Annotated in this window: 17 protein-coding genes; 8 read left to right on the forward strand and 9 right to left on the reverse strand. The window is 69.0% G+C overall.

All coding sequences use genetic code 11. From position 1 onward, the window contains the following. The 5 genes from AB0H12_RS43455 to AB0H12_RS43475 all read left to right on the forward strand — a co-directional run. Positions 1-182, forward strand: a 182-nt coding sequence (locus tag AB0H12_RS43455) for an RICIN domain-containing protein (protein WP_499632100.1), incomplete at its 5' end; no start/stop codon positions are given. 89 nt (positions 183-271) lie between these two features. Next, positions 272-1,735: a GDSL-type esterase/lipase family protein gene (locus AB0H12_RS43460; protein ID WP_499632103.1), complete on the forward strand. Its 1,464-nt coding sequence runs from the start codon at positions 272-274 to the stop codon at positions 1,733-1,735. Between the two features lie 222 nt (positions 1,736-1,957). Continuing rightward, positions 1,958-2,890 (forward strand): carbohydrate ABC transporter permease, encoded by a 933-nt coding sequence (locus AB0H12_RS43465; RefSeq protein WP_499632106.1) that lies wholly within the window; start codon positions 1,958-1,960, stop codon positions 2,888-2,890. A 62-nt stretch (positions 2,891-2,952) separates the two neighbouring features. Further along, positions 2,953-3,762, forward strand: a complete 810-nt coding sequence (locus AB0H12_RS43470; protein ID WP_499632155.1) for a carbohydrate ABC transporter permease — start codon at positions 2,953-2,955, stop codon at positions 3,760-3,762. Between the two features lie 61 nt (positions 3,763-3,823). Next, on the forward strand, positions 3,824-5,167 hold the full coding sequence (locus tag AB0H12_RS43475) for an ABC transporter substrate-binding protein (RefSeq protein WP_499632108.1): 1,344 nt from the start codon (positions 3,824-3,826) through the stop codon (positions 5,165-5,167). A 578-nt stretch (positions 5,168-5,745) separates the two neighbouring features. Here the strand turns inward: AB0H12_RS43475 and AB0H12_RS43480 are convergent. The 7 genes from AB0H12_RS43480 to AB0H12_RS43510 form a co-directional block, all read right to left on the reverse strand. Continuing rightward, entirely contained in the window at positions 5,746-7,038 is a 1,293-nt protein-coding gene (locus AB0H12_RS43480; RefSeq protein WP_499632111.1) for an SGNH/GDSL hydrolase family protein, read from the reverse strand. Between the two features lie 86 nt (positions 7,039-7,124). Continuing rightward, a complete protein-coding gene (locus tag AB0H12_RS43485; protein WP_499632113.1) occupies positions 7,125-8,714 on the reverse strand; it encodes a cellulase family glycosylhydrolase in 1,590 nt (529 codons plus the stop codon). Positions 8,715-9,185: 471 nt separating this feature from the next. After that, positions 9,186-10,157, reverse strand: coding sequence for a DUF6807 domain-containing protein (locus tag AB0H12_RS43490; protein WP_499632115.1), 972 nt, complete (start codon positions 10,155-10,157; stop codon positions 9,186-9,188). Next, on the reverse strand, positions 10,154-11,269 hold the full coding sequence (locus AB0H12_RS43495; RefSeq protein ID WP_499632118.1) for a Gfo/Idh/MocA family protein: 1,116 nt from the start codon (positions 11,267-11,269) through the stop codon (positions 10,154-10,156). Before AB0H12_RS43495 ends, AB0H12_RS43490 begins: the two co-directional genes overlap by 4 nt. 66 nt (positions 11,270-11,335) lie before the next feature. Next, the gene (locus tag AB0H12_RS43500) at positions 11,336-12,643 is read right to left on the reverse strand and encodes an ABC transporter substrate-binding protein (protein WP_499632122.1); all 1,308 of its coding nucleotides are present in this window, start codon (positions 12,641-12,643) and stop codon (positions 11,336-11,338) included. 35 nt (positions 12,644-12,678) lie between these two features. Continuing rightward, entirely contained in the window at positions 12,679-13,575 is an 897-nt protein-coding gene (locus AB0H12_RS43505) for a carbohydrate ABC transporter permease (RefSeq protein ID WP_499632125.1), read from the reverse strand. Then, complete coding sequence (locus AB0H12_RS43510) at positions 13,568-14,488, reverse strand: carbohydrate ABC transporter permease (protein WP_499632128.1); 921 nt, start codon at positions 14,486-14,488, stop codon at positions 13,568-13,570. The genes AB0H12_RS43505 and AB0H12_RS43510 overlap by 8 nt, the downstream gene beginning before the upstream one ends. A 236-nt stretch (positions 14,489-14,724) precedes the next feature. Between AB0H12_RS43510 and AB0H12_RS43515 the strand changes: the two genes are divergently transcribed. Further along, on the forward strand, positions 14,725-15,762 hold the full coding sequence (locus AB0H12_RS43515; RefSeq protein ID WP_499632131.1) for a LacI family DNA-binding transcriptional regulator: 1,038 nt from the start codon (positions 14,725-14,727) through the stop codon (positions 15,760-15,762). 104 nt (positions 15,763-15,866) lie between these two features. Here the strand turns inward: AB0H12_RS43515 and AB0H12_RS43520 are convergent, their stop codons facing one another. Next, positions 15,867-18,146: a right-handed parallel beta-helix repeat-containing protein gene (locus tag AB0H12_RS43520; protein WP_499632134.1), complete on the reverse strand. Its 2,280-nt coding sequence runs from the start codon at positions 18,144-18,146 to the stop codon at positions 15,867-15,869. A gap of 342 nt (positions 18,147-18,488) precedes the next feature. Then, positions 18,489-19,484, reverse strand: a complete 996-nt coding sequence (locus AB0H12_RS43525; RefSeq protein ID WP_499632136.1) for a LacI family DNA-binding transcriptional regulator — start codon at positions 19,482-19,484, stop codon at positions 18,489-18,491. A gap of 269 nt (positions 19,485-19,753) precedes the next feature. Between AB0H12_RS43525 and AB0H12_RS43530 the strand changes: the two genes are divergently transcribed. Continuing rightward, complete coding sequence (locus AB0H12_RS43530) at positions 19,754-20,836, forward strand: LacI family DNA-binding transcriptional regulator (protein ID WP_499632139.1); 1,083 nt, start codon at positions 19,754-19,756, stop codon at positions 20,834-20,836. A gap of 128 nt (positions 20,837-20,964) precedes the next feature. Next, entirely contained in the window at positions 20,965-21,498 is a 534-nt protein-coding gene (locus AB0H12_RS43535; protein ID WP_499632142.1) for an SDR family NAD(P)-dependent oxidoreductase, read from the forward strand. Positions 21,499-21,598: the final 100 nt, after the last annotated feature.

Below are 21,598 nucleotides of genomic sequence, written 5' to 3' on the forward strand. Positions count from 1 at the left end.
CCGCCACCGGCCAGCAATGGCGCGTGGTCGACCACGGCAGCAACGCGATCAGCCTCGTCAACCGGGAATCCGGCCTGGCCCTCGACGTCTGGGAGTACCTGACCACCGACGGCGCCCGCATCGCCCTCTACACCTACAACGCCGGCAGCCTCAACCAGCGCTTCACCCGCCGCAGCGTCTGACCAGGTGGCAGGGCGGCCGGCCCTACCCGGTGCAAGCCGGTCGGGCCCGCGACGCCTTCGGTGGTTCGACTACAGCATTGGAGTTCATCGTGCTATCCCTCAGACAACGCGCCGCGCTGCTGCTCGCCGGCCTGGTATCCGCCGTGCCCGGCGCCGCCGTCGTCGTGACCCCGGTCGCGTCCGCCGCGCCCACCCGCTACGAGGTCGAAGCCGCGCCCGCCACCTGCGACGGGACCATCGCGACCAACCACACCGGCTACTCCGGCAGCGGGTTCTGCGACGGGCGCAACGCGGTCGGCGCGGCAGCCCAGTTCACCGTCGACGCACCGTCGGCGGGTACCGCGACGCTCAGCGTCCGGTTCGCCAACGGCGGCACCGGCGCACGTCCCGCCGACCTGGTGGTCAACGGCCTCACGACCCAGTCGGTGTCGTTCGAGCCCGCGGGCTCGTGGGACACCTGGGTGACGAAAACCCTGTCCGTGCAGGTGAACTCGGGCGGCAACACCGTCCGGCTCAACCCGACGGGAGCCAGTGGTCTGCCCAACGTGGACCACGTCGAGCTGGAGGTCGGCGACGGCTCGCCGCCCGGCCGGCCCGCGGAGTGCACCGGCACCTCTCCGATCAAGTGCCAGTTCAACGTCTCCCCCGGCAACTACACGGTGACCGCGTGGATCGGCGACCGCACGTCGGCGGGCAACACCTCGATGTCGGTGGAAGCCCGGCGGCGCGTCCTGTCGGCGGTCGACACCGCGGCCGGCACGATCACCCAGCACGTCTTCACGATCAACGTGCGCCAGCCCGAGGGGCAGCCGACCGGCCAGGGCGGCACGGGCACCCCGGGGCTGACCATCACCTTCGCCGGCACGGCTCCCAGGCTCTCCGGCCTGACCGTCCAGCCCGCGACCGCCCCGCTGGCCGTGTACCTGGCCGGCGACTCCACCACGTGCGACCAGTTCACCGCCCCGTACACCGGCTGGGGACAGCTCTTGCCCAAACACGTGACCGCCGGCGCGGTCGTCGCCAACTACGGCGATTCCGGCGAGAGCTCCGGCAGCTTCCTGAACAACTCGGCGCTGTTCCCCACGATGAAGCCGCTGATCAAGCGGAACGACCTGGTCCTGATCCAGTTCGGGCACAACGACAAGTCCACGTCGGCGTCCGCCTTCCGGAACAACCTCACCTCGATGATCAACCAGGTGCGGGAGAAGGGCGGCGTCCCGGTGCTCGTCACGCCACCGGTGCGGCGGCAGTTCAGCGGCACCCAGCTCAACTCCACCGCCCTGCACGTCAACGGCCTGGGCGTCAACCTGCCGGCCGAGATGCGCAACCTCGGCTCCTCGCTCACCGTGCCGGTGATCGACCTGACCGCCAAGAGCGAAGCACTCGTGGAGTCGATGGGCCCGACCAACTCCGCCCAGCTCTTCCTGCGCGAGTCGGTGGACGGGGTCAACGACAACACGCACTTCTCCGAGTACGGCGCCGGGAAGATGGCGGAACTGGTCGTCCAGGGAGTCCGCGAACGCAACCTGCCCCTGGTCGGCTACCTGCGCTGACCGGGCAGACCCCCACCGCGGAATCGTGCTCGCAGCTCGCGATCGGACGCCCGGCTACGGCGTTCATCGCGTCACCGCTGATGTCGCAGGGACGATCCGGCCGGGTGCGTTGGACCACCCGGCCGGATTCTCGGCCTGGGCCGTGCCGGGTGCCGGACCGGGGACCGGCGCACCGAGCGCTGCCGAGCGACCCGCACCTCATGTCAGCAAGGAGAACGGACGATGACATCGGTCTCGGCCCCGGTCGGCGCGTCGCCGCCATCGCCGCGGGCAGGCCCCTCCGGTCGCAAACGGGTCGAGCGGAGGGGTTGGCTGTTCGTCGCGCCGTTCCTGGCCGTGTTCGCCCTGGTGTTCCTCGCGCCGATCGCCTACGCCGTGTGGTTGAGCCTGTTCCGCGAACAGGCGTTCTTCGGCGGCACCACGTTCGTCGGGCTGGACAACTACGTCGCCGCGCTGGGCGACGACAAGTTCTGGTCGGCGTTCGGGCGCGTGCTGCTGTTCCTGGTGGTCCAGGTCCCGGTCATGCTGCTGCTCGCGCTGGTCGCGGCGCTGGCCATCGACAGCGCCCGGTTGCACGCCGCCGGGATGTTCCGGGTCGTGATCTTCCTGCCGTACGCCGTGCCCGCCGTGGTGGCGTCCCTGATGTGGGGATTCATCTACGGCGACAACTTCGGCCTGGCCGCCGACCTCAACGACCTGTTCGGTCGGGCGGTCGTCCGACCGCTGTCGGACGACTGGGTCCTCGCCTCGATCGGCAACATCGTGACCTGGGAGTTCGTCGGCTACAACATGCTGATCCTCTACTCGGCGCTCAAGGTGGTGCCGCGCGACCGGTACGAGGCGGCGGCCATCGACGGCGCGGGCGCGTTCCGGACGATCCTGGGCATCAAGCTGCCCGCGATCCGCGGCGCGCTGGTGATCGCCACGATCTTCTCGATCATCGGCAGCTTCCAGCTGTTCAACGAGCCCAACGTCCTGCGGACGCTCGTGCCGAACGTGATCACCACGTCGTTCACGCCCAACATCTACGCCTACCACCTGTCGTTCGGCGGCCAGCAGTACGACTACGCGGCCGCCGTCGCGATCGTCATGGGCGTCATCACCGCCATCATCGCCTACGTCGTGCAACTGCGCGGCGCGCGGAAGGACACGTGACCTCCGTGGCAACCGCAGGTTCGTTCCTCAAGCCCCGCAAGTCGGTCACGCTGACCGTCGTCATGACCGTGTACCTGGTCTACACCCTGCTACCGCTCGCGTGGCTGCTGATCAACGCCACCAAGTCCCAGCAGGCGCTGTTCACCACGCCGGGGCTGGCTTTCGGCGGCACGTTCGCGCTGTTCGACAACATCGTCGAAACCTTCACCTACAACGACGGCATCTTCCTGCGCTGGCTGGGCAACACCCTGCTCTACGTCATCCTGGGAGCGGGTGGCGCGACCGCTCTGGCGACCGCCGCCGGCTACGGCCTGGCCAAGTACCGGTTCCGCGGTCGCACCGCGGTGTTCGCGGTCCTGCTCGGCGCGATCGCGATCCCCGGCACCGTGCTGGCCGTGCCGACGTTCCTGATGTTCAGCAACCTGGGTCTGACCAACACGCCGTGGGCGATCATCATCCCGTCGCTGGTCAGCCCGTTCGGCCTCTACCTGATCTGGGTCTACGCCACCGAGGCGGTGCCGGACGAGCTGCTGGAGGCCGCCCGCATCGACGGCGCGGGCGAGGTCCGGATCTTCCTCACCGTCACGCTCCGGCTGCTGGCGCCCGGCATCGTCACGGTCGCCCTCTTCGCGGTCGTGTCCACCTGGAACAACTACTTCCTGCCGCTGATCATGCTCAGCGAGCCGGACTGGTACCCGCTGACCGTAGGCCTCAACCAGTGGAGCGCGCAGGCCAACGGCGCGGGCGCCCAGCCGGTCTACCACCTGGTGATCACCGGCTCGCTCATCACCATCACTCCGCTCGTCGTGGCGTTCCTGCTGCTCCAACGCTTCTGGCAGTCGGGGCTGGGCGCGGGCAGCGTCAAGCAGTAGGCCCGCCCGCCGAGCCCCACGTCACCGCGCAGTTCCCACGCCCGCCGCGAAAGGACACCACATGTCACCCACCAGGCGTCCCCGGAAAGTCGCCGCCGCCTTGGCCGCCGTGCTCGTCACCGTGCTGTCCGGCTGCACCTCCGGCGGCGACGGCGCGACGCCGAACGGGGCCACCGGCACGCAGGAGGCCGTCGACGCGGCGCTGCGCGAAGGCGGCGAGATCACCTACTGGAGCTGGACCCCGTCGGCCAAGGCGCAGGTCGAGGCGTTCCAGCGGGAGTTCCCCAACATCAAGGTCAACTACGTCAACGCGGGCAGCGGCAACGACCAGTACGTCAAGCTCCAGAACGCGATCAAGGCGGGCTCCGGCGCGCCCGACGTCGCCCAGATCGAGTACCAGACGCTGCCGCAGTTCGCCCTGCCCGGCTCGCTGGTCCCCCTCGACCAGTACGGCTTCGGCGCCTTCGAGAAGGAGTTCACCCCGTCCACCTGGAACGCGGTGAAGGTCGGCGGTGTCCTGTACGGCGTGCCCCAGGACTCCGGGCCGATGGCCCTGTTCTACAACAAGCAGATCTTCGACCAGTACGGCATCGCCGTGCCCAGGACCTGGGACGAGTACGTCGACGCGGCCGAGAAGCTCCACGCGGCGGACCCGACCAAGTACATCACCTCCGACGTCGGTGACGCGGGCTTCGCCACCAGCATGATCTGGCAGGCAGGCGGCCGGCCGTTCACCACCGACGGCAAGTCCGTGAAGATCAACCTCCAGGACGAGGGCACCAAGAAGTGGGTCTCGACCTGGAACCAGCTCGTCGAGGGCGAGCTGATCGCCCCGATGGCCGGCTGGACCGACGCCTGGTACCGGGCGCTGGCCGACGGCACGATCGCCACGCTCCCGTACGGCGCGTGGACGCCGGGCATCCTGCAGTCCTCGGTGCCCGACGGCGCGGGCAAGTGGGCCGTCGCGCCCATGCCCACCTACGACGGCAAGCCGGTCACCGCCGAACACGGCGGCAGCACCCAGGCGGTGCTCAAGCAGAGCGCCAACCCCGCGCTCGCGGCGGCCTTCGTGCGCTGGCTCAACCACGGCAACGGCATCAAGCCGTTCCTGGACAGCGGCGGCTTCCCCGCCACCAAGGCCGACCTGGACGCACCGTCGTTCAAGGACGTGGAGTCGCCGTACTTCGGCGGGCAGAAGATCAACCAGGTGCTCACCGCCGCCGCCGGCGAGGTCGCGCCGGGCTGGAGCTACCTGCCGTACCAGCTCTACGCCAACAGCATCTTCGGCGACACCGTCGGCAAGTCCTACAAGGAGAACACCGACCTCGCGCCGGGCCTCGAAGCGTGGCAGAAGGCGCTGGTCGACTACGGCAACCAGCAGGGTTTCACCGTCACCACCGGGTGACCCTCACAGCAGCACGGCCGGACCGCCGGCGGGCGGGCTTCCCCGCGGCACGTCGTGGGCTCGCGCGGCGTTCCCGTTCGGGCGCTCGCCCGGTGAGATCCGGGACATCCCCACTCCCCCTGGTGCGGGCAGGTGAGCGTGCTGGTCACCGTGGACCCGGCACGGTGACGGGCGGTCAGACGACGTACGGCGTCCGCGTGAGCTCGACCGTCACCGCGTCGCGTCCGCCGTTCGTTCGTGCCGCCAGGCTCAACCGGCGCACCGTGTGGCGGCCCGCAACCGGGCAACGACTGCGCCAAGTCCACGACTCACCCGGCGCCAACCGCAACGACAACCGATCAACCACGATCCAAGATCATGACATGCCGCTCAAGCCACGTGAGCCCGTTGTCCTGGCAGCCGTTTCCGACCTACGGGTGTTGGGCGAGTCGACGCCCCATCTTCTGCGCAGCACGGTGAAGTACGGCACTTGCGGACGTTGGACGACCTCCACCACCAGGCGTGCGGCGCTATAGGCCCAGTTCGACGATGACACCCTGGCACGCGCGCCCCAGGGTGTCATCGGCCGAGGAACGCCGTCACGGTCGGGTCAGTGCGTCGGTGAGCACCGGGACGTAGAAGGCGGTGATACCGGCGATGTTCGGATGTGTGCCGGTGCCGCCGGTTCCTGGATAGCCGTTGACCAGGCCGTTGAACGTGTAAGCCACCCGGTGGCTGTCGATGCGGGTGTCCAGGGTGGTGTCGTTGAAGACGTCCGCGACCCTGATGCCCCACTTGCTGCCGATCTGGAGAGTCACCGAGCGGATCGCGAGTTGTGTGTTCCAGTCGCGGGAGCCGAGCTTGTGGGCGGCGACGTAGACGATCCGCGCGGTCGGCCATTTGGCCCGCATGGTGTGGATGGTGGTCTCGAGCGAGCCTGCGTACGTCGTCTTGTCGAAGGTGGCGGGATCGAAGCCGGCGGCCGTCGTGCCGACCCTGTACCGGTTGTCGTAGACGAGCTCGGCGTCGTTGGTGCCGCCGTTGAACACCACGTAGTCGGGCGACTGCGAGGCGGCCCCCCTCACCTGCGTGGTGATCTGGTTGCCGGCAGGGCCGATCGCGGCGCCGTTCACGGCGTACTTGGTCAGGTTCATGAGTTCGCGCTCGGCCGTGAGGTTCACGAAGCTGCGCGCGTAGGTGTGGCCGTGGACGATGCTGTCGCCGAACGCGTACATCGTCCTGCCCCTCAGCTGCCCGTTCGCCGCGTTCGCCGGCGCGCTGAGGCGGAAGTTGTCGATGGACTGGACACCGGTTCCGTAGTAGTTGCAGGCGACGAGCTTCGCGAGGTTCGTACCGGTGACGCTCGCCGTGCCGGAGGCCATGACCCGCGCGGCGGCCTCCTTGGTGGTGATCGTGTACTGCACTCTCCGCAGCGTGAAGTCGAGGTGCAGGTTCACCGTGTGCCACTTGGCGCGGTCGTAGGCGATCCTGGTCCAGGACGGGTTGAGCGAGTCCGGTGCGGACGCCGAGTCGGACACCGGGCCGGCCAGGCCGTACCGGAGTTCGGCGGCGGTGGCGGCGAGCGAGAACACGAGGTTGCCCTGGCTGTCACGCAGCTCGACACCCGTCTTGTGCCCGCTGCCGGCGACCGCCGTTCTCCAGTCGAAGGCCAGGTCGAGGGTTCGCTCACCGACGATGGCCGCGTCGAACCCCTTGACCGAGGTCGTGTAGTTCCTCATTCCGCTGGTGACGTTCAGGACCCCGTTGGTCACCGCGGCTCCGGTGGGGAAGCCGAAGTTCGCCGGGGAGGTCTGAGCGCCGAACGTCTCGTCGATGAGAACGCCGGCTGCGGCTTCCGCCGTGGGGGCGACGAGGGCGATTGCCGCCGCCACGACGGAGAGGACCGCCGTGGGCCGGAGACGTCGGCGAGCTCGCCGATGGTCGGCATGCATGGAAGTCCTCCTGTCCGCTTCGCCGGCTACTTGCGTTCGAAGATCCAGACCGTGCTGGCGTCGGTGGAGCCGGTGTTCCACCGCACTTGGCCGGCCGACGCCGCGTACAGGTACTCGCTGCCGGTGTTCTGGTTGTTGACGCGGAAGCCTCCGGACGCGACCGGCTCCAGGGTCCAGAGCGCGTCGGCGGCGACGCCGCCGGTGTTCCAGATGACGGTGTTGTTGGCGGCGGCGGCCAGGTTGAACCGTCCGGTGCGGGCGTTGCGGATCGTCCAGGCGCCGGACGTGGTCTGGGCGAGGACCCAGTCCTGGTCGTCGTAGGTGCTGGCGGCGGCCAGGATGACCGCGCCGTTGCCGTCCGAGTCGAGGTAGGTGCCCGTCGCCGAGTTCTTGATCTTGTAGGTGCCGGCCGTCGGCTGGCTCGGGTTCGGGTTGCTGCCGAGGCCGCTCATGATGGCGTTGATCAGGCCCTGTTGGGTCACCGTGCGGGAGCCCCGGTCGATCAGCCCGAACCCGTACTGCCCGTTGTGGCCGTTGTCCCAGTAGACGGTGGCCGCTCCGTACTTCTTGGCGGTCGCGACGACGGCACGCGCGTAGTCCGCTCGGTACCGGCCGTTCGACGAGTCCGACGACGACTTGTCGATCGCGCCGTACTCGCCGACGACCACCGGGTACCCGTTCACGACGAACCTGTCGTGCATCTTCTTCATCTGCGCGTCCAGGTAGTCCTCCTGACCCCAGCTCGACCGCTTGGCCGGGTTGGTCGCCGCCCGTCCCCACTGCGTGATGGTGCCGCTCTCCTCGCCGGCGAAGTCCCACGGGTCGTAGTAGTGGACCGAGATCATGATCCGCCGCTCATTGGCGGGGATGGAGGCTGACCGGTACTGGTCGGTCGGGAGCACGAAACCGTAGTTCCCCGCGGTGTACTCGATGTTGGTGTTCCAGCCGGGGACGAGCAGCCACCGCGAGCCGTTGTTCCCGCCGGCCCTGCGCACGGTGTCGACGAAGATCTGGTTGTAGCTGTTGATGTTCGAGTAGCACGGTTGGGTGGGGCGGCCGAACTGCCCGTCGAAGTTCTCGTTCATGGATTCCAGGATCAGCCGCTGATCGTAGTTCTGGAACCTGGTGGCGATCTGCTGCCAGACCTTCTGGTACTTGTCCTTGATCGTCGCCTGGGAGGACGAGTCGCAGATCAGCCAGGAGTGCGCGATGGTCTTGTAGCCGTCGCCGTGCATGTTGATCAGGACGTACATGCCCCGGTTGTAGGCGTAGTCGACGACCCCCTGGATCCTGTTCAGCCAGGCGGAGTTGATCGTGTAGTTCGGCCCGGGTCCGATGTTGCGCAGGTAGGAGACCGGTATCCGGATCGTCTTGAACCCCGCCGCCTGCACCCGGTCGATGAGAGCTTGCGTGATGGTCGGCTGACCCCACGCCGTCTCACCGGGGTATCCGTCGATGTTGGCTTCGAGCTGGTTGCCCAGGTTCCAGCCGGCGCCCATGTCGGCGACGATCTGTGAAGCGTTCAGCTGCGCCATGGTGTCGGCCGACGCCTGGCTCGTCACGCCGGACACGGATGGGACAGCCGCCAGCACGATGGCCAGCAGAACTACTTTCAACCTTCTTGCCTTTGAAAGCACGGGTACTTCCTCTCTGTGGCACACGATCGCGGCGGCGTGAGTGCGGCGGTACGGGGCCTGACGGCAGAGAAAGCGGTGTTGTACAGATCACGGAAAGCGCTTACCCAGCTTACGATAGAACGGTCTGACGAAGACGGTCAAGCTGCCGTCTGGTTTGTGCGGACCCTCGACCGTCGACATTCCAGGGCACCCTTCGGGCGCCGCCAATTGGGACAATGAGCCGGGTGCATGCGTTGGGGCACACCACGCTTGGGTGTCGGCGAACCCCCGTGTTGTCGCTACTCCGCCGGCGGGCGGCTGCCTGCGCCGGCGCAAGCGCTCCACCGACGGATGAAGGCGTTGTGCTAATCGGTGATGGCACGCAGGTCCCCACGCTTCGATCCGTTTGCGACCGGAAGCTCCTGCCCCGCGGCGATGGCGGCGACGGGCCGACCGGAACCGCGACCGATGTCATCGTCGGTTCTCCTTGCCGGCATGAGGTGTGGGTCGCTCGGCATCGCCCGGTGTGCCGGACCGCCCGAGCAGCCGGCGAACGGCGTCCGCGAGTTCGGCAGCCGCGCCCGGGTCGGCGTCGGCAATGCCCACGCCGTAGCGGAACCGCGCGGTGGCGCCGTGTTCGACGGTCAGTTCCTCGCTGAAGAACGGTGCGGGGTTGAGGCACGCGAACTCTTCGGTGCGGGCGAACCACTGCGGTGGGTGGTTCGGGTTGGCCGTGTCGTCCACCATGAGCACGAGTGACTGCGCGGCCGTCCCGTCCTGGCGGCCCGCGAAAGCCAGCCACTCCATGCGCTTCCCCCGGACCTCGTCGCCGCCGGTTCCTTCCGCGCTCACGAACTGCCCGCCGGTGAACGATCGCGGTCCCCGCCAGAACAGGCCGCCGTAACCGGCGTTCTCCCGCCCCTTGGTGGTCGGCGATCCGATGGCCACGGCCGCCCCGGAGACGTTCGTCATCCGGGTGTCGAACTCCAGCGCCCAAGCCCGCAGGCCGATCAGGCTCGCCCGCAGGGTCCTGCGTTCCGTGAAGAACAGCTCGCCGGCCTGGGTCGTCCAGTCCAGGTCGTGGGTGAACGTCGCGGTTCCGCCGGACCGGTCCAGGGCGACGGTGCGGCGGTGGGCCTGGGTTCCGTTGTTGTCGAGCTGCACGTAGAAGCTCCCGTGGACGTACGTGGGACCGCCCCAGAAGTTCTCCTCACCGACGTGGGGCAGGGACCAGGCGATGCCCTTGTGCCACACGTGGTCGTGTGGGCGGAACAGGCTGACCACGTTGCCGGCGCGGGTGCGCAACGGGTGGATGTAGGGCTTGGGGGACTCCAACTGGACCGTGTCCGGGCAGTACACGTAGCGGAACAGTTCGACGTCGCCGTCGCCGTCGCGGACCGCGACCGAGACGCCGAGGTCGTGCCGGACCCGGAGCTCGTTCATGCCAGTGCCTCCTTGACCCGTTCCCACGGCACGGCGCCGCCGTCCATGCTGAGCGTGAACGGGTCGTCCCCGATCAGTTCGCCGGCGGTGACGCGGGCGTCGCGGAAGGCCGAGGCGTACGTCGCGGCGGCGAACTCCAACGTGCGTCGCGCGTCCTCCAGGGACACACCGGGCTCCTGCCCGGTGTCCCAGGCGTCGAAGATCGCCTCGATCTGGAGTCGGTGACCACTGTCGACGTCCGGCTCGTCACCGGGGGTCCAGAGCGCAGAGAGCTCGTCGTGGCCGGGTGCCGTCGTGAACCGCCAGTGCCCTTCGCGGTAGCCGTACAGGTGTTCGAGCTCCACCGTGGCGTGCTCGAAGTCGAAGCGCAGGCGCGACGTCTCACGAGGGGACAGCAGGGAGTTGACCACCGTGGCGAGGGCGCCGTTGGCGAACCGGACCGCGGCCACCGAGACGTCCTCGGTGTCAGTCGGCCGTGCCCTGCGGTCGGCGAGCGCGCTGATCACGGACCAGGGGCCCAGGACCGACAACATCAAGTCGAACTGGTGGATGCCGTGCCCCATCGTCGGGCCGCCTCCCTCGACCTCCCAGCGCCCCCGCCACGGCACGTCGAAGTACTCGTCGGACCGGTACCACAGGGTCTCGCAGGTGGCGACCAGCGGCCGGCCCAGCGCACCGTCCCGGACGAGCCGGCGGAGGCGCACCGCCGCCGCGCCGTAGCGGTGTTGGAAGACGGTCAGAACCTTGGCGCCGGTCTGCTCCTGCACCTCGGCCAAGTGGTCCATCTCGCGCAGGCTCAACGCCGTCGGCTTCTCCACCAACGCGGCGGCACCGGCCCGCATCACCGCGGCAGCCAGGGCAGCGTGGGTGTGCGGTGGCGTGCAGATGTGCACCAGGTCGAGCTTCCGGCTCTCCAGCAGCGCCTCCGGGTCGTCGAAGACCCGCGGCACGGAGAACCGGCCCCCGAACTCGGCGGCGCGTTCCCGGTCGACGTCGGCGACCGCGACCAGCCGAGCGCGTCCGGGTAGTTCGGAGAGGGCCGCGGCGTGAGCATGGGCTATCCCACCGGTGCCGATGATGGCCACCCGGTACGGCGGCCGTGGGCTGGGCATGGGTCGTCTCTCTCTTCGTTCCCGACGGGACTGCCCAGGGCCGCCGCAACGGTCCCTGAGGAGCGGCTACTTGGCGGCGTCGACTTCGCGCTGGAGTTCCTTGATGAAGGCCTCCGCGGCGGCTTCGGGCGAGGTCTTGTCGAAGTACACCTCCTGGGTGTAGCGCTGCAGCATCGGCTCGATGCCGCTGCCGCCGTTGGGGGTCACGACCGGAGCCTCGCCCGGTGTCACCGCGTTCATGTACTCGACCGCCGCCTTGTCGTTTCCCGTGAGGCCGGCCTCGACGTGCGCGCGGATCGCCTTGTTCGCGGGGATTCCGCGCTCCGTCTTGAGGATGTCGGCGGCCTCCTGCTCGTTGAGCATGAAGTCGACGAAGGCTGCGGCCTCGGCCGGGTGTTCGCTCTGGCTCGAGACCGCCCAGTACATCGACGGCTTGAAGAAGTCCGCGTCGGCGCCCTCGACGTGAGGCTGCTGGAGCAGCCGCAGATCGGCGCCTGCCGCCTTCTGCAGCGCGGTGATCTGGGTGTTGTAGATCGTTCCGATGGCCGCCTTGCCGGTGGCGAAGCTGCCCGCGGTGAAACCGGCGGTCTGGTCCTCGACCATCGTCGAGGCGCTGACGCCGGCCTCGGTCGAGATCAGTTCCAGGCCGTACTCCCACATCTTCACGAGCGACTGCGGCTTGAGCGAGACGTTGCCGTCCTCGTCGAAGAGGTTGCCGCCGTCCTGACGGGCCCAGTACTTGAGGCTGCCGGCGTCGAAGCCGGGTGCGCCGCCGACACCGCGGATCTCGCCGCCGCTCTTGGTCGTCAGCTCTTTCGCGATCCGGGCGTAGTCGTCCCACGTCCACGTCTTGTCGTCGGGGAGTTCCACGCCGTACTTCTTGAACAGGTCGGCGTTCACGACGACGGCCAGCACGCCGACGCCGATCGGAAGGGCGTACTGCGTTCCCCCGACCTGCCCGGTGGCCAGGGCCTCGTCGTCGAACTGGGAGGTGTCGACGATCTTCTTGACCTTGCCGAGGTCGTACAGCGCTCCGCGATCGGCGTACGACGCGAGGTAGAGCTCGTCCATCTGGACGACGTCCGCCGAGTCCCTGGCCGCAGTCGTCGTTGCGAGCGCGTCCCAGTAGCCCGCCCAGTCCTTGTACTGCCCTTCGACCTTGATGTTGGGGTGCTTCTGCTGGAACGCGGCGATGGCCTCGTTGGTGAGCTTGGCGCGGGTGTCCGCTCCCCACCAGGTGACACGGATGGTGACGGGCTTGTCGCTGAGCTCGGGGTCGGAGCCTGCGCTGCCACCTCCCGAGCAGGCGGTCAGCACGAGTGCGAGCGCGGCGACCGCTCCGACCATGACGCGTCCGATGGGGTTGATCATCATGTGGTTCTCCTTGTCCGACGTCGGTGTCAGAACAGTCACTTGCCGCCGGTGGTCGCGATTCCCCGTAGCAGGAACCGCTGCCCGGCGAGGAAGACGAGGAAGACGGGAATGATCGACACCACGCTCATGGCGAACACCGAGCCCCAGTCGGTTTCGGTCTGCTGGTCCACGAAGGCGCGCAGCGCAAGGGGGGTGGTGTACATGTCCGGGTCGGTGAGGTAGATGAGCTGGGAGTAGAAGTCGTTCCAGGTCCAGATGAAGGTGAAGATCGCGGTCGTCGCCAGCGCCGGGACCATCAGCGGCAGGATGATGTCGAGGAAGATCCGCGCGTGCCCGGCGCCGTCGATCCGGGCGGCCTCGTCGAGCTCGCGCGGGATGCCGCGGATGAACTGCACCATGAGGAAGATGAAGAAGGCGTCGGTCGCCAGGAACTTGGGCACGATCAGGGGCAGGAACGTGTTGACCCAGTCGAGTTCGGAGAACAGGACGTACTGCGGCACGATGATCACGTGGATCGGCAGCATGATCGTGATGAGCATGACGGCGAACCACACCCGCTTCGCGCGGAACTCGAGCCGGGCGAACGCGTACGCGGCCATGGAGCAGGCGACGAGGTTCCCGAGGATCGCGCCGATCACGACGATCACCGAGTTGATCATGTAGTGACCGAACGGTTCGGCGTAGGCGTTCCACCCGTTGACGTAGTTCTCGACCCGCAAGTCCGTCAGGACGAGCCCCGGGGTGCGGAAGATCTCGCTCTTGGGGCGCAGGGAGCTGACCACCATCCACAGGACGGGGTACAGCATCGTCAGCGCGCAGAGGGCCAGCAGGAAGTGCTTGAGGAGGGTGCGCGCCCGACGCTTGGCCCGGCGCACCGCGTGGATGCGGTCGACGGGCAGCGAGCGGGGCGCGGTCACGGCGCGATCAGTCATCGTAGAACACCCAGTACTTCGAGGCCCAGAAGTTGATCGCGGTGAAGACCGCGACGACGAGCAGCAGGAGCCACGCGAGCGCGGACGCGTAACCCATGTCGAAGTGGCCGAACCCGCGCTGGTACAGGTACAGCGAGTAGAAGAGGGTGGAGTCGGCCGGCCCGCCGGTGCCGCCGGAGACCACGAACGCCTGGGTGAACGTCTGGAAGGCGTGGATGACCTGCAGCACCAGGTTGAAGAAGATGATGGGCGTCAGCAGCGGGAGGGTGATGCTGAGGAATTGCCGCCGGCGGTTCGCGCCGTCGACGGCGGCGGCCTCGTAGAGCGCGGTCGGGATCTGCCGCAGCCCGGCGAGGAAGATCACCATGGGCGAGCCGAAGGTCCAGACGTTCAGGACGACGAGGGTCGACAGCGCCGTTCCCGGCTCGGAGATCCAGCCCTGCCCCTGGATGCCGATGAGCGCCAGCGCGTCGTTGACCAGGCCGTCGGTCCCGAAGACCGTGCGCCACAGCACGGCGATCGCGACGCTGCCGCCGATCAGTGACGGCAGGTAGAACACCGAGCGGTAGAAGCCGAGACCGCGCACTCCCTTGTCCAGCAGCAGGGCGAGTCCCAGGGCGAGCGCGAGCTGCAACGGGATGGAAACCAGGACGTAGGTGAACGTCACCCCGAGCGACTTGTGCAGGCGCTCGTCGTGGAGCATGCGCGTCCAGTTGTCGAGTCCGTTGAGTTCCGGCGGCTGCAACAGGTTGTAGTCGGTGAAGCTGAGGTAGAGCGAGGCCAGCATCGGGCCGACCGTGATCCCGAACAGCCCGACGAACCAGGGCAGCAGGAAGAGGAACGCCGCCTTGTTCTGCTGCCGCGCACCCCGCTGGGACCCGCGCAGCCGGCGTAGTTCGTTGATGGAGCTCACGGCAGTGCTCCCTTGAGTGGCGGCATCGACACACGGTGCGTGACGTGGGCCCGTCCCGGGGCTCGCGCGGCCCGAAAAGTGATCGTTCACTTTGTAGGTTGCGAGGACAATAGTGAACGATCACTTTTTGCGTCAAGGGTGTGTACTCTCGGGCGTCACGGGGACGTGGGCGAAGGGGCGGGGTGGAGTGGATGGCTGGCGCTGACACGGCGCGACGACGGCCGACGATCACAGATGTGGCGCGACTCGCCGGTGTGTCACCCCAGACGGTGTCGCGGTTCCTGCGGTTCGAGGGCGGGCTGAAGCCCGCGACCGTGGAACGCGTGGAGAACGCGATCCGCGAGCTGGACTACCGCCCCAACCTGGTGGCCCGGTCCATGCGCACGCGGAAGACCGGCCGGCTGACGATCCTCATGCCCGCCATGGCGTTCAACCCGGCACGCATGCTGGCCGGCGCCGGCGCGACGGCGGATGCCGCGGGGTACTTCGTGGACGTCGTGAGCGCCGGGGGCGGCGTGCGGGCGAGGAGCGAACGCCTGCTGGAACTCGCCGACTCGGGGCAGTTCGAGGGCATCCTGTCCCTCGCACCCGTGCTCCCGTCGGTGCAGAACCAGCTGCACCACAGGACGACCGTGGTGATCTCGGCCGACTTCGACGACGAGATGCGCGGCATCGGGGACCTGGCCGACGCCACACCCGTGGTGCGCGTGATCGAGCACTTGGCGTCGCTCGGCCACTCACGCTTCCTGCACGTGGCCGGTGACGCCCAGTTCGCCTCCGCGAGGGCGCGCAAGCAGAGCTACCTGGAGACGGTCGAACGCCTCGGGCTCGAGTCCGTCGGTGTCTTCGACGGTGACTGGTCCGGTGAGTCCGGCATCCAGGCGATCCGGTCGCTCCCGGATCGGGCCCGACCGACCGCGGTGATCGCGGCCAACGACGTCGTCGCCGCCGGCGTCGTCCGGGGCGTCCGGGAACGCGGCTGGGACGTGCCGGGCGACATCAGCGTGACCGGGTGGGACAACAACGACATGGGGCAGTTCATGACCCCGTCCCTGACCACGGTCGACGTGGACCTCGAACGGCTCGGCGCCAAGGCCATGGCCAAGCTGATCGCGGGTCTGCGCGGCACCGAGCCCGAGGCCGACGAGGAATCCCTGTTCCGGATCATTTGGCGGGAGTCGACGGCCGAACCGCCCGCGACCGCCGTCCCCGGCCGCAGGCGGACACCACGTGCGGGTGCGGCACGGCGGGTTGACCCGCGTTCGACGACCTGATCGACAGTCTCCCCGCACGTGCCGACCCGTCCTACCGGTTGGAAGCACGGGTGCGGCTCCGCCGGGCCGGAACGACCTGGCAGAGCCGCACCGCCCTCAGACCGTCAGGTGGCGGTTCCGGGACCGCTGACGATCCGCACGTCGTCGACGTGCACCGACCCGCGCTCGGCCGCGTTCGCGTACCACGCGATCTTCCCGATCCCCGGCATCGAGGTGCGGAACGCGGCATCGGTCAGCACCCGCCGACCGTCGACGTCCAGGGTGAACCGCTGGTTCACCGTGTCGACGCCGAGCGTGATCCGATACCACTGGCCGGGGGTGTACGTGCCGATCACCCGGCTCGTCCCTCCCTCGTACGCGTGGATCTGACCGCGGGCCAACGCGACGCTGACGGCCTGGGTGCCGCCGGCGTTGTACACGTAGGGCAGCCCGAACCAGCCCGCTTGCGTGTCGTTGCGCATCACCTGCGCCTCGATCGTGACCACGCCCTGCAACGGGGTGCCGAAGACCCGGGCGAGGTTGGTCCCGTCGGTGCCGCCGCCGTCGGTCGTGCGGTTGAGCCGGACGCTCTTGTCGGCGGCGGAAGGCGTGTCCACCACGCGGACCTCGTTCCCGGTCGAGACGACCCGCCACCCGTTCGCCCCGTCGGCGAGCACGCCGGTCGCCATGCCGTCGAACGAGTCCGCGAACGAGATGCCGGGCACCGTTCCGCCGCGCTCGAACGCGCCGATGTCCGGTCGGCCCCCGGACGGCACGGGCGTCCCGGCGAAGTCGCGGCCGCCGCTGCCGGTGACGGTGGCCCCGGCGTCGACGAACACCGACCCGGCCTGGAGCGCGAAGTTCGCCGCCGTGTCGAGCCTCGGCCCGTTCTCGTCGCCGTAGGGTCCTGTGACGGCGGGGTTCACGAACCTCGGGTCGCCCACCACGCGCGTGGAGTCGGACGCGGGCCGGGTCGTGAGGTTCGACGAGTACCCGTTGTTGCTGTAGGTGAGGCTCGGTTGTTGCAGGAAGACGGCGTTGGACCGTCCCGACGCGAACAGGTTGTTGGTCAGCGTGGCCCGGCCGGAGTTGTTGCCGCTGACCATGTTCGGCGCGTCGGTGCTGTAGAAGACGTTGTGGTAGACGGAGGCCACCGTGCCGGACTCCTGCCACATGTGGAGGTTCCACCGCTTGCTGCCGGTCACGACGTTGTAGCGGATCACCGCGCTGCCGAACTTGGCCGCGGAGTTGCACCCGCAGAGCAGGATGCCGTCACCGTTGTCGTGCAGGTAGTTGTACTGGAACAGCTGGTTGGTGGTGCCCACGTCGGGATCCATGCCGTTCGCGTCGGCACTGCCCTGTGCGTGTCGGGTGCCCATGACCTCGTTGTGCTGGACGGTGACGCGGTCGGCGTAGTAGGTCTCGACGCCGGACACACCGACCCGGTCGATTACGTTGCGTTCGACGAGCCCGTCCCGCACGTTGGTGAGGTAGACGCCGTTGCCGCCGAAGGCGGTGTTCGCCTGCGTGATGTAGTTGCCGCGGATCGTGACGTTCGTGTGCGGCCGGAAGAGGGTGTCGTCGGCCGTCCGGCGCGTGCCCCAGCCCGTGCGGACGGCTCCCGGCGCGTCACCGGTGTACTGCTTCACGGTGACACCCGCGAACGACGTGTTCCTGATCGTGGAGTTCTGCACGGTGATGCCGGTGAGCACGGTCGGGTTGCCGGGCGCGGCGACGTTGGGCACGGTGGTGGTGAAGACGATGCCGCCGGTGTTCTTGGACCGGTCCCAGCCGGTCTTCCAGGTGACACCCGGCGAGTTGTCCGCGGGGTCGCCGCCGATCCACTTGACCTCGCCCGTCACGTCGTGCACGTCGACCGAGTCGACCACGAAGTGGCGCAGCGTCCGGCCGTTGTCGCCGTGCACCCCGATGCCGCGGAAGTCGCCGAGGTTCGCGCCGGGCGTCCCCGTCGCGGGCTTCGCGTTCGACACGTCGAGGTTGCGGATCTCCCAGTACTCCTGGTTGAACAGCCGCACCACCTCGTTGACGGCGCCCTGACCGACGAGCTTCGGCTTGGCGCCGTCCCCGTAGCGGTCGATGGCGATCGGGGCGCCGTCGGTGCCGGAACCCTTCGGCCACAGCTGCCCGACCCAGCTGTCACCCGCCCGGAAGCGGACGGTGTCGCCGGGCTGGAAGCTCGTCGAGTTCACCTTGCCCAGCGTGCGCCAGGGCGCGTCGCTGCTGGTCCCGGCGTTGGTGTCGTTCCCGGTCGCGCTGACGTAGTACGTGGAGTTGGCGGCGTTGGCCGGTCCCGCTGGGACGAGTGCGATCGAGAGGAACACGACGGCCAACGCGACTAACGCGGTGGCGAGCGTTCTCGACGCGGTTCGACGGTGGGCGATCACTGATGCCTCTTCTCCTCGTGGTGGTTGTGTTCCCCTCGGGCGGCAACGGGGCGTGACGGCTCAGGGCGCGGGCGGGCTCGTCCAGGGCAGGGATGCACCGGCGGGTGCGCGGGAACAGGGCAGGAGACGGACCGGGGACAGAGCGGCGGCGACAGGGCGGCCCTGGTCGCCAGGCTCGCCGCGCGTCGTCGGCGCTGTTGAGCAACCGCTGGAGCAGGGAGTGCTCACGCTCGCCCCTCAGGCTGACTGGGAAAACGTATTCCGCGAAGTGTGCATGTGGTCGGCTGAGTGCGTCAAGGTTCCGAGCACGTGAACGCGTTGGCGTCGGTGCGCCCGTCGTGGTCAGCCGGCGCGGACCGCCGTGCTGTCGCGTACGACGACCTGCCCGCGCATGGTCAGGTGCTCGACCTCCGGGTGGGCCGCGAGCGCGAGGCGGACCGCCTCGGCTCCCGCCTGCGCCAGCGGCAGCGACACGGTCGTCAGCCGGGGTGTCACGTCGGTCGCGAGCTCGATGTCGTCGAAGCCGGTCACCGAGACGTCAGCCGGAACCGCCACGCCGGCGGCCCGGAGGGCGGACATCGCGCCGATGGCGATGGTGTCGTTGGCGGCGAGCACCGCGTCGGTCCGTGCCACTCCCCTGGCGAGCAGTCGCCGCGTCGCGTCGAAGCCCCCTTGGCGGCTCACCGCGCAGTGCGAGATCCTGATGTGGCGCTCGTCGACGCCGCCGTCGCGGAGCCCGGCCACGAAACCCGCGGTGCGGGCGGCGACGTTCCCGCGCCCGCGCACACCCGCGAGGATCGTGACGTGCCGGTGCCCCGACCCGGCGACGTGGGCGGCGAGTTCCTCGGCGGAGCCGTGGTTGTCGAAGCTGATGGAGCTGAACGGCATGTCGGTGTCGCCGACGATCACCACCCGGCCGCCTTCGCGTTCGTAGCCGAGCAGCTCGCCGAGCAGACGCCCGTCCAGGGCGTTCGCCTCGATGCGGCTGGAGGTCAGGATGAGCGCCCGAGGCCGGAGCGCGCGCTGCAACCGGACGTTCTCGAGCTGGCGCTCGACGGTGCCGTGGGTCGACGAGACGGTGACGAACGCGCCGGTGTCACGCGCCTGCCGTTCCATCGCCGCGACGGTGATCCCGATCGACGGTGTGGTGAGGTCGTCGGCGACGACCGCGATCGAGTCGTTCGCGCGGCGCATCGACCGGGCCGAGGCGTCCGCGGTGTAGCGCAGCTCGGCCGCGGCGGCGAGGACCCGCCGCTGGTACTCCGGCGCGACGGTCCGGGAGCTGCCGCCCAGGACTCGTGACGCGGTCGAGACCGACACGCCGGCGGCCGCCGCCACCTCGCGCAGGGTGACGGTCGGTCTGGCTGGATGGGGCACAGTGCCGTTCCCTCCCGTACCGCGAAACGCGCCGCCGTCGACGCTATCGGAAGGTGTCCACGGCGGACCGCCTGCCCGGCGTGGCCGTGGCGATCGTGGGCAGGCGACGCCGGGCAGCACCGCCTGACATGGGAAATCGCATTCCGCTGTACGAGGGCGGCTCACCCTGGAGTGACTTCCGTAGTCGCACCGACTCCAAGGCGCTGTGCGGCTCGGGGCACAATTCGGGCATGGAAGACGGGTCGGCGGTGCCTCCGCGGCAGCACGGTGCTGCCGCGTCGGCGGAACGCCAGGCGACCCTGCACGATGTGGCGCGGACGGCGGGCGTCTCACAGGCAACGGCGTCGCGCGTGCTCAACGGCAGCATCCGGAACGTCCGCCAGGAGAACGTCGCCCGGGTGCTCGCCGCCGCCGCCGAGCTGGACTACACGCCGCACCTGTCCGCGCAGGCGATCGCGCGGGGAGCGACGAACACCGCCGCGTTGGTCGTCAGCGGCGTCGACGACCCGTACTTCTCCGCCGTCGCGGGTGGGGTGACGCAGGCGGCGGAGGCCGCCGGGCTCATCGTGACCATGGCGGTCGCCGACCGTTCCCCGGAACGGGAACTCCAGATCGTCAGGACGCTGCGCGGGATGCGGCCCCGCGTCATCATCCTGGCCAGCAGCCGCATCGAGGGCACCGACACCCGCGCCGCCCTGGTCGAAGAGCTCGACGCCTACCGGAGGGCGGGCGGGAGCGTCGTCCTGATCAGCCAGTACGACCTGCCGTTCTGCACCGTGAGCATCGACAACTACGGAGGTGCGCGGCAGCTCGCCCGCGCGCTGGTCGGGCTGGGCTACCGGCGGTTCGCGGTCGTCCGCGCGCAGGTCGCGCTCCGGACGTCCCGCGACCGGAGCGAAGGCTTCGTGGACGGCCTCCGCGAGTTCGGCATCGGCGTCGAGGAGCGGTTCGTGGTCGAAGCCGAGTTCAGCCGCCGAGGCGGTCATGCCGCCGGTCGCGAACTCGCCCGGCAGGGCCTGGGCGACACGGAAGTCGTCGTGGCGGTCAACGACGTCATGGCGATCGGTGCGATGACCGCCTTCCGCGACGCCGGGCTGGTCCCAGGCCGGGACATCGCCGTCGCCGGCTTCGGCGACATCGGCCCGGCGGTGGACGTCGTCCCGGCGCTGACCTCCGTGACCGTGCCACTGCGGGAGGTAGGCCGGCGTGCGATGGAGATCGCGCTGACCGACGACGACGTCTCGCGGGTCGTACCGGTCTCCACGAACGTCGTCCTGCGGGACAGCACACCCCGTCGACGACCGTGCGAGTAGTGCCGAGGCCGAGGTGTCCTCGGATCGATCACCGTCGCGAGAACGACGCGCAACCGCTGGGCGGGCATAACCGGATCGGGTAGCTCCACCCCGGTCGACTGGCCGGCGACGGCGCGGTTGGACTCAGGATGCGCTGCATCTCCGAACCCGTCCTCAACGGCGAGGATCAACGTGTCGACTGCACACCCACTGCGATCATCACCGGCGGGACCGGCGGCATGGGACTGGCAACGGCAAGGCTCATGGGTCATGACCACCGAATCGTGTTGGCCGACCTCGACCGGACTCGCCTCGATGACGCGGCGCGCGAGCTGGCCATGGCCGGGGTCGAAGCACTCGGCGTGGTTTGCGACATCACCGACAAGGCATCCGTCGAGCAACTGTTCCAGCGCGCGGAGTCCGAAGGTAGCCATGTTCGCGCAGTGGTCCACGCCGCTGGAATCAGTCCGCACATGGGTACGGCTGAACGCATTGCCCGCATAAACGCAACCGGCACCGTCAACATTGCCGGCCGAAAGCTGAAACCCGGACTGGCTTACGCGATCAGCAAGAACTTCGTCCACTGGTACAGCCGTTACCTTGCGGCCGAGTTCGAGGAGCGGGGAGCGCTGGTCGTTTCCATCTCGCGTCGGTCAAGGTGGAACTGCTTACTCGATGGCTGAACCGGGGCGTGGGGGCCGGGTGCCGCGCTGCCACGGGCTGCGCGCGGGTCGACGAAGTGGACCGCCACCCCGTCTCGATCCGCGGATGTGTGGGTTGGGC

The sequence above is a fragment of the Actinosynnema sp. NPDC023794 genome (assembly GCF_040639675.1).
Lineage (GTDB): Bacteria > Actinomycetota > Actinomycetes > Mycobacteriales > Pseudonocardiaceae > Actinosynnema > Actinosynnema luteola.

Excerpts from the sequence above, each read along its gene's own strand:
- AB0H12_RS43465 (WP_499632106.1), top strand. The coding sequence starts at position 1,958 with ATGACATCGGTCTCGGCCCCGGTCGGCGCGTCGCCGCCATCGCCGCGG.
- AB0H12_RS43470 (WP_499632155.1), top strand. The coding sequence starts at position 2,953 with ATGACCGTGTACCTGGTCTACACCCTGCTACCGCTCGCGTGGCTGCTG.
- AB0H12_RS43475 (WP_499632108.1), top strand. The coding sequence starts at position 3,824 with ATGTCACCCACCAGGCGTCCCCGGAAAGTCGCCGCCGCCTTGGCCGCC.
- AB0H12_RS43490 (WP_499632115.1), bottom strand. The coding sequence starts at position 10,157 with ATGAACGAGCTCCGGGTCCGGCACGACCTCGGCGTCTCGGTCGCGGTC.
- AB0H12_RS43495 (WP_499632118.1), bottom strand. The coding sequence starts at position 11,269 with ATGCCCAGCCCACGGCCGCCGTACCGGGTGGCCATCATCGGCACCGGT.
- AB0H12_RS43500 (WP_499632122.1), bottom strand. The coding sequence starts at position 12,643 with ATGATGATCAACCCCATCGGACGCGTCATGGTCGGAGCGGTCGCCGCG.
- AB0H12_RS43505 (WP_499632125.1), bottom strand. The coding sequence starts at position 13,575 with ATGACTGATCGCGCCGTGACCGCGCCCCGCTCGCTGCCCGTCGACCGC.
- AB0H12_RS43530 (WP_499632139.1), top strand. The coding sequence starts at position 19,754 with ATGGAAGACGGGTCGGCGGTGCCTCCGCGGCAGCACGGTGCTGCCGCG.
- AB0H12_RS43535 (WP_499632142.1), top strand. The coding sequence starts at position 20,965 with ATGCGCTGCATCTCCGAACCCGTCCTCAACGGCGAGGATCAACGTGTC.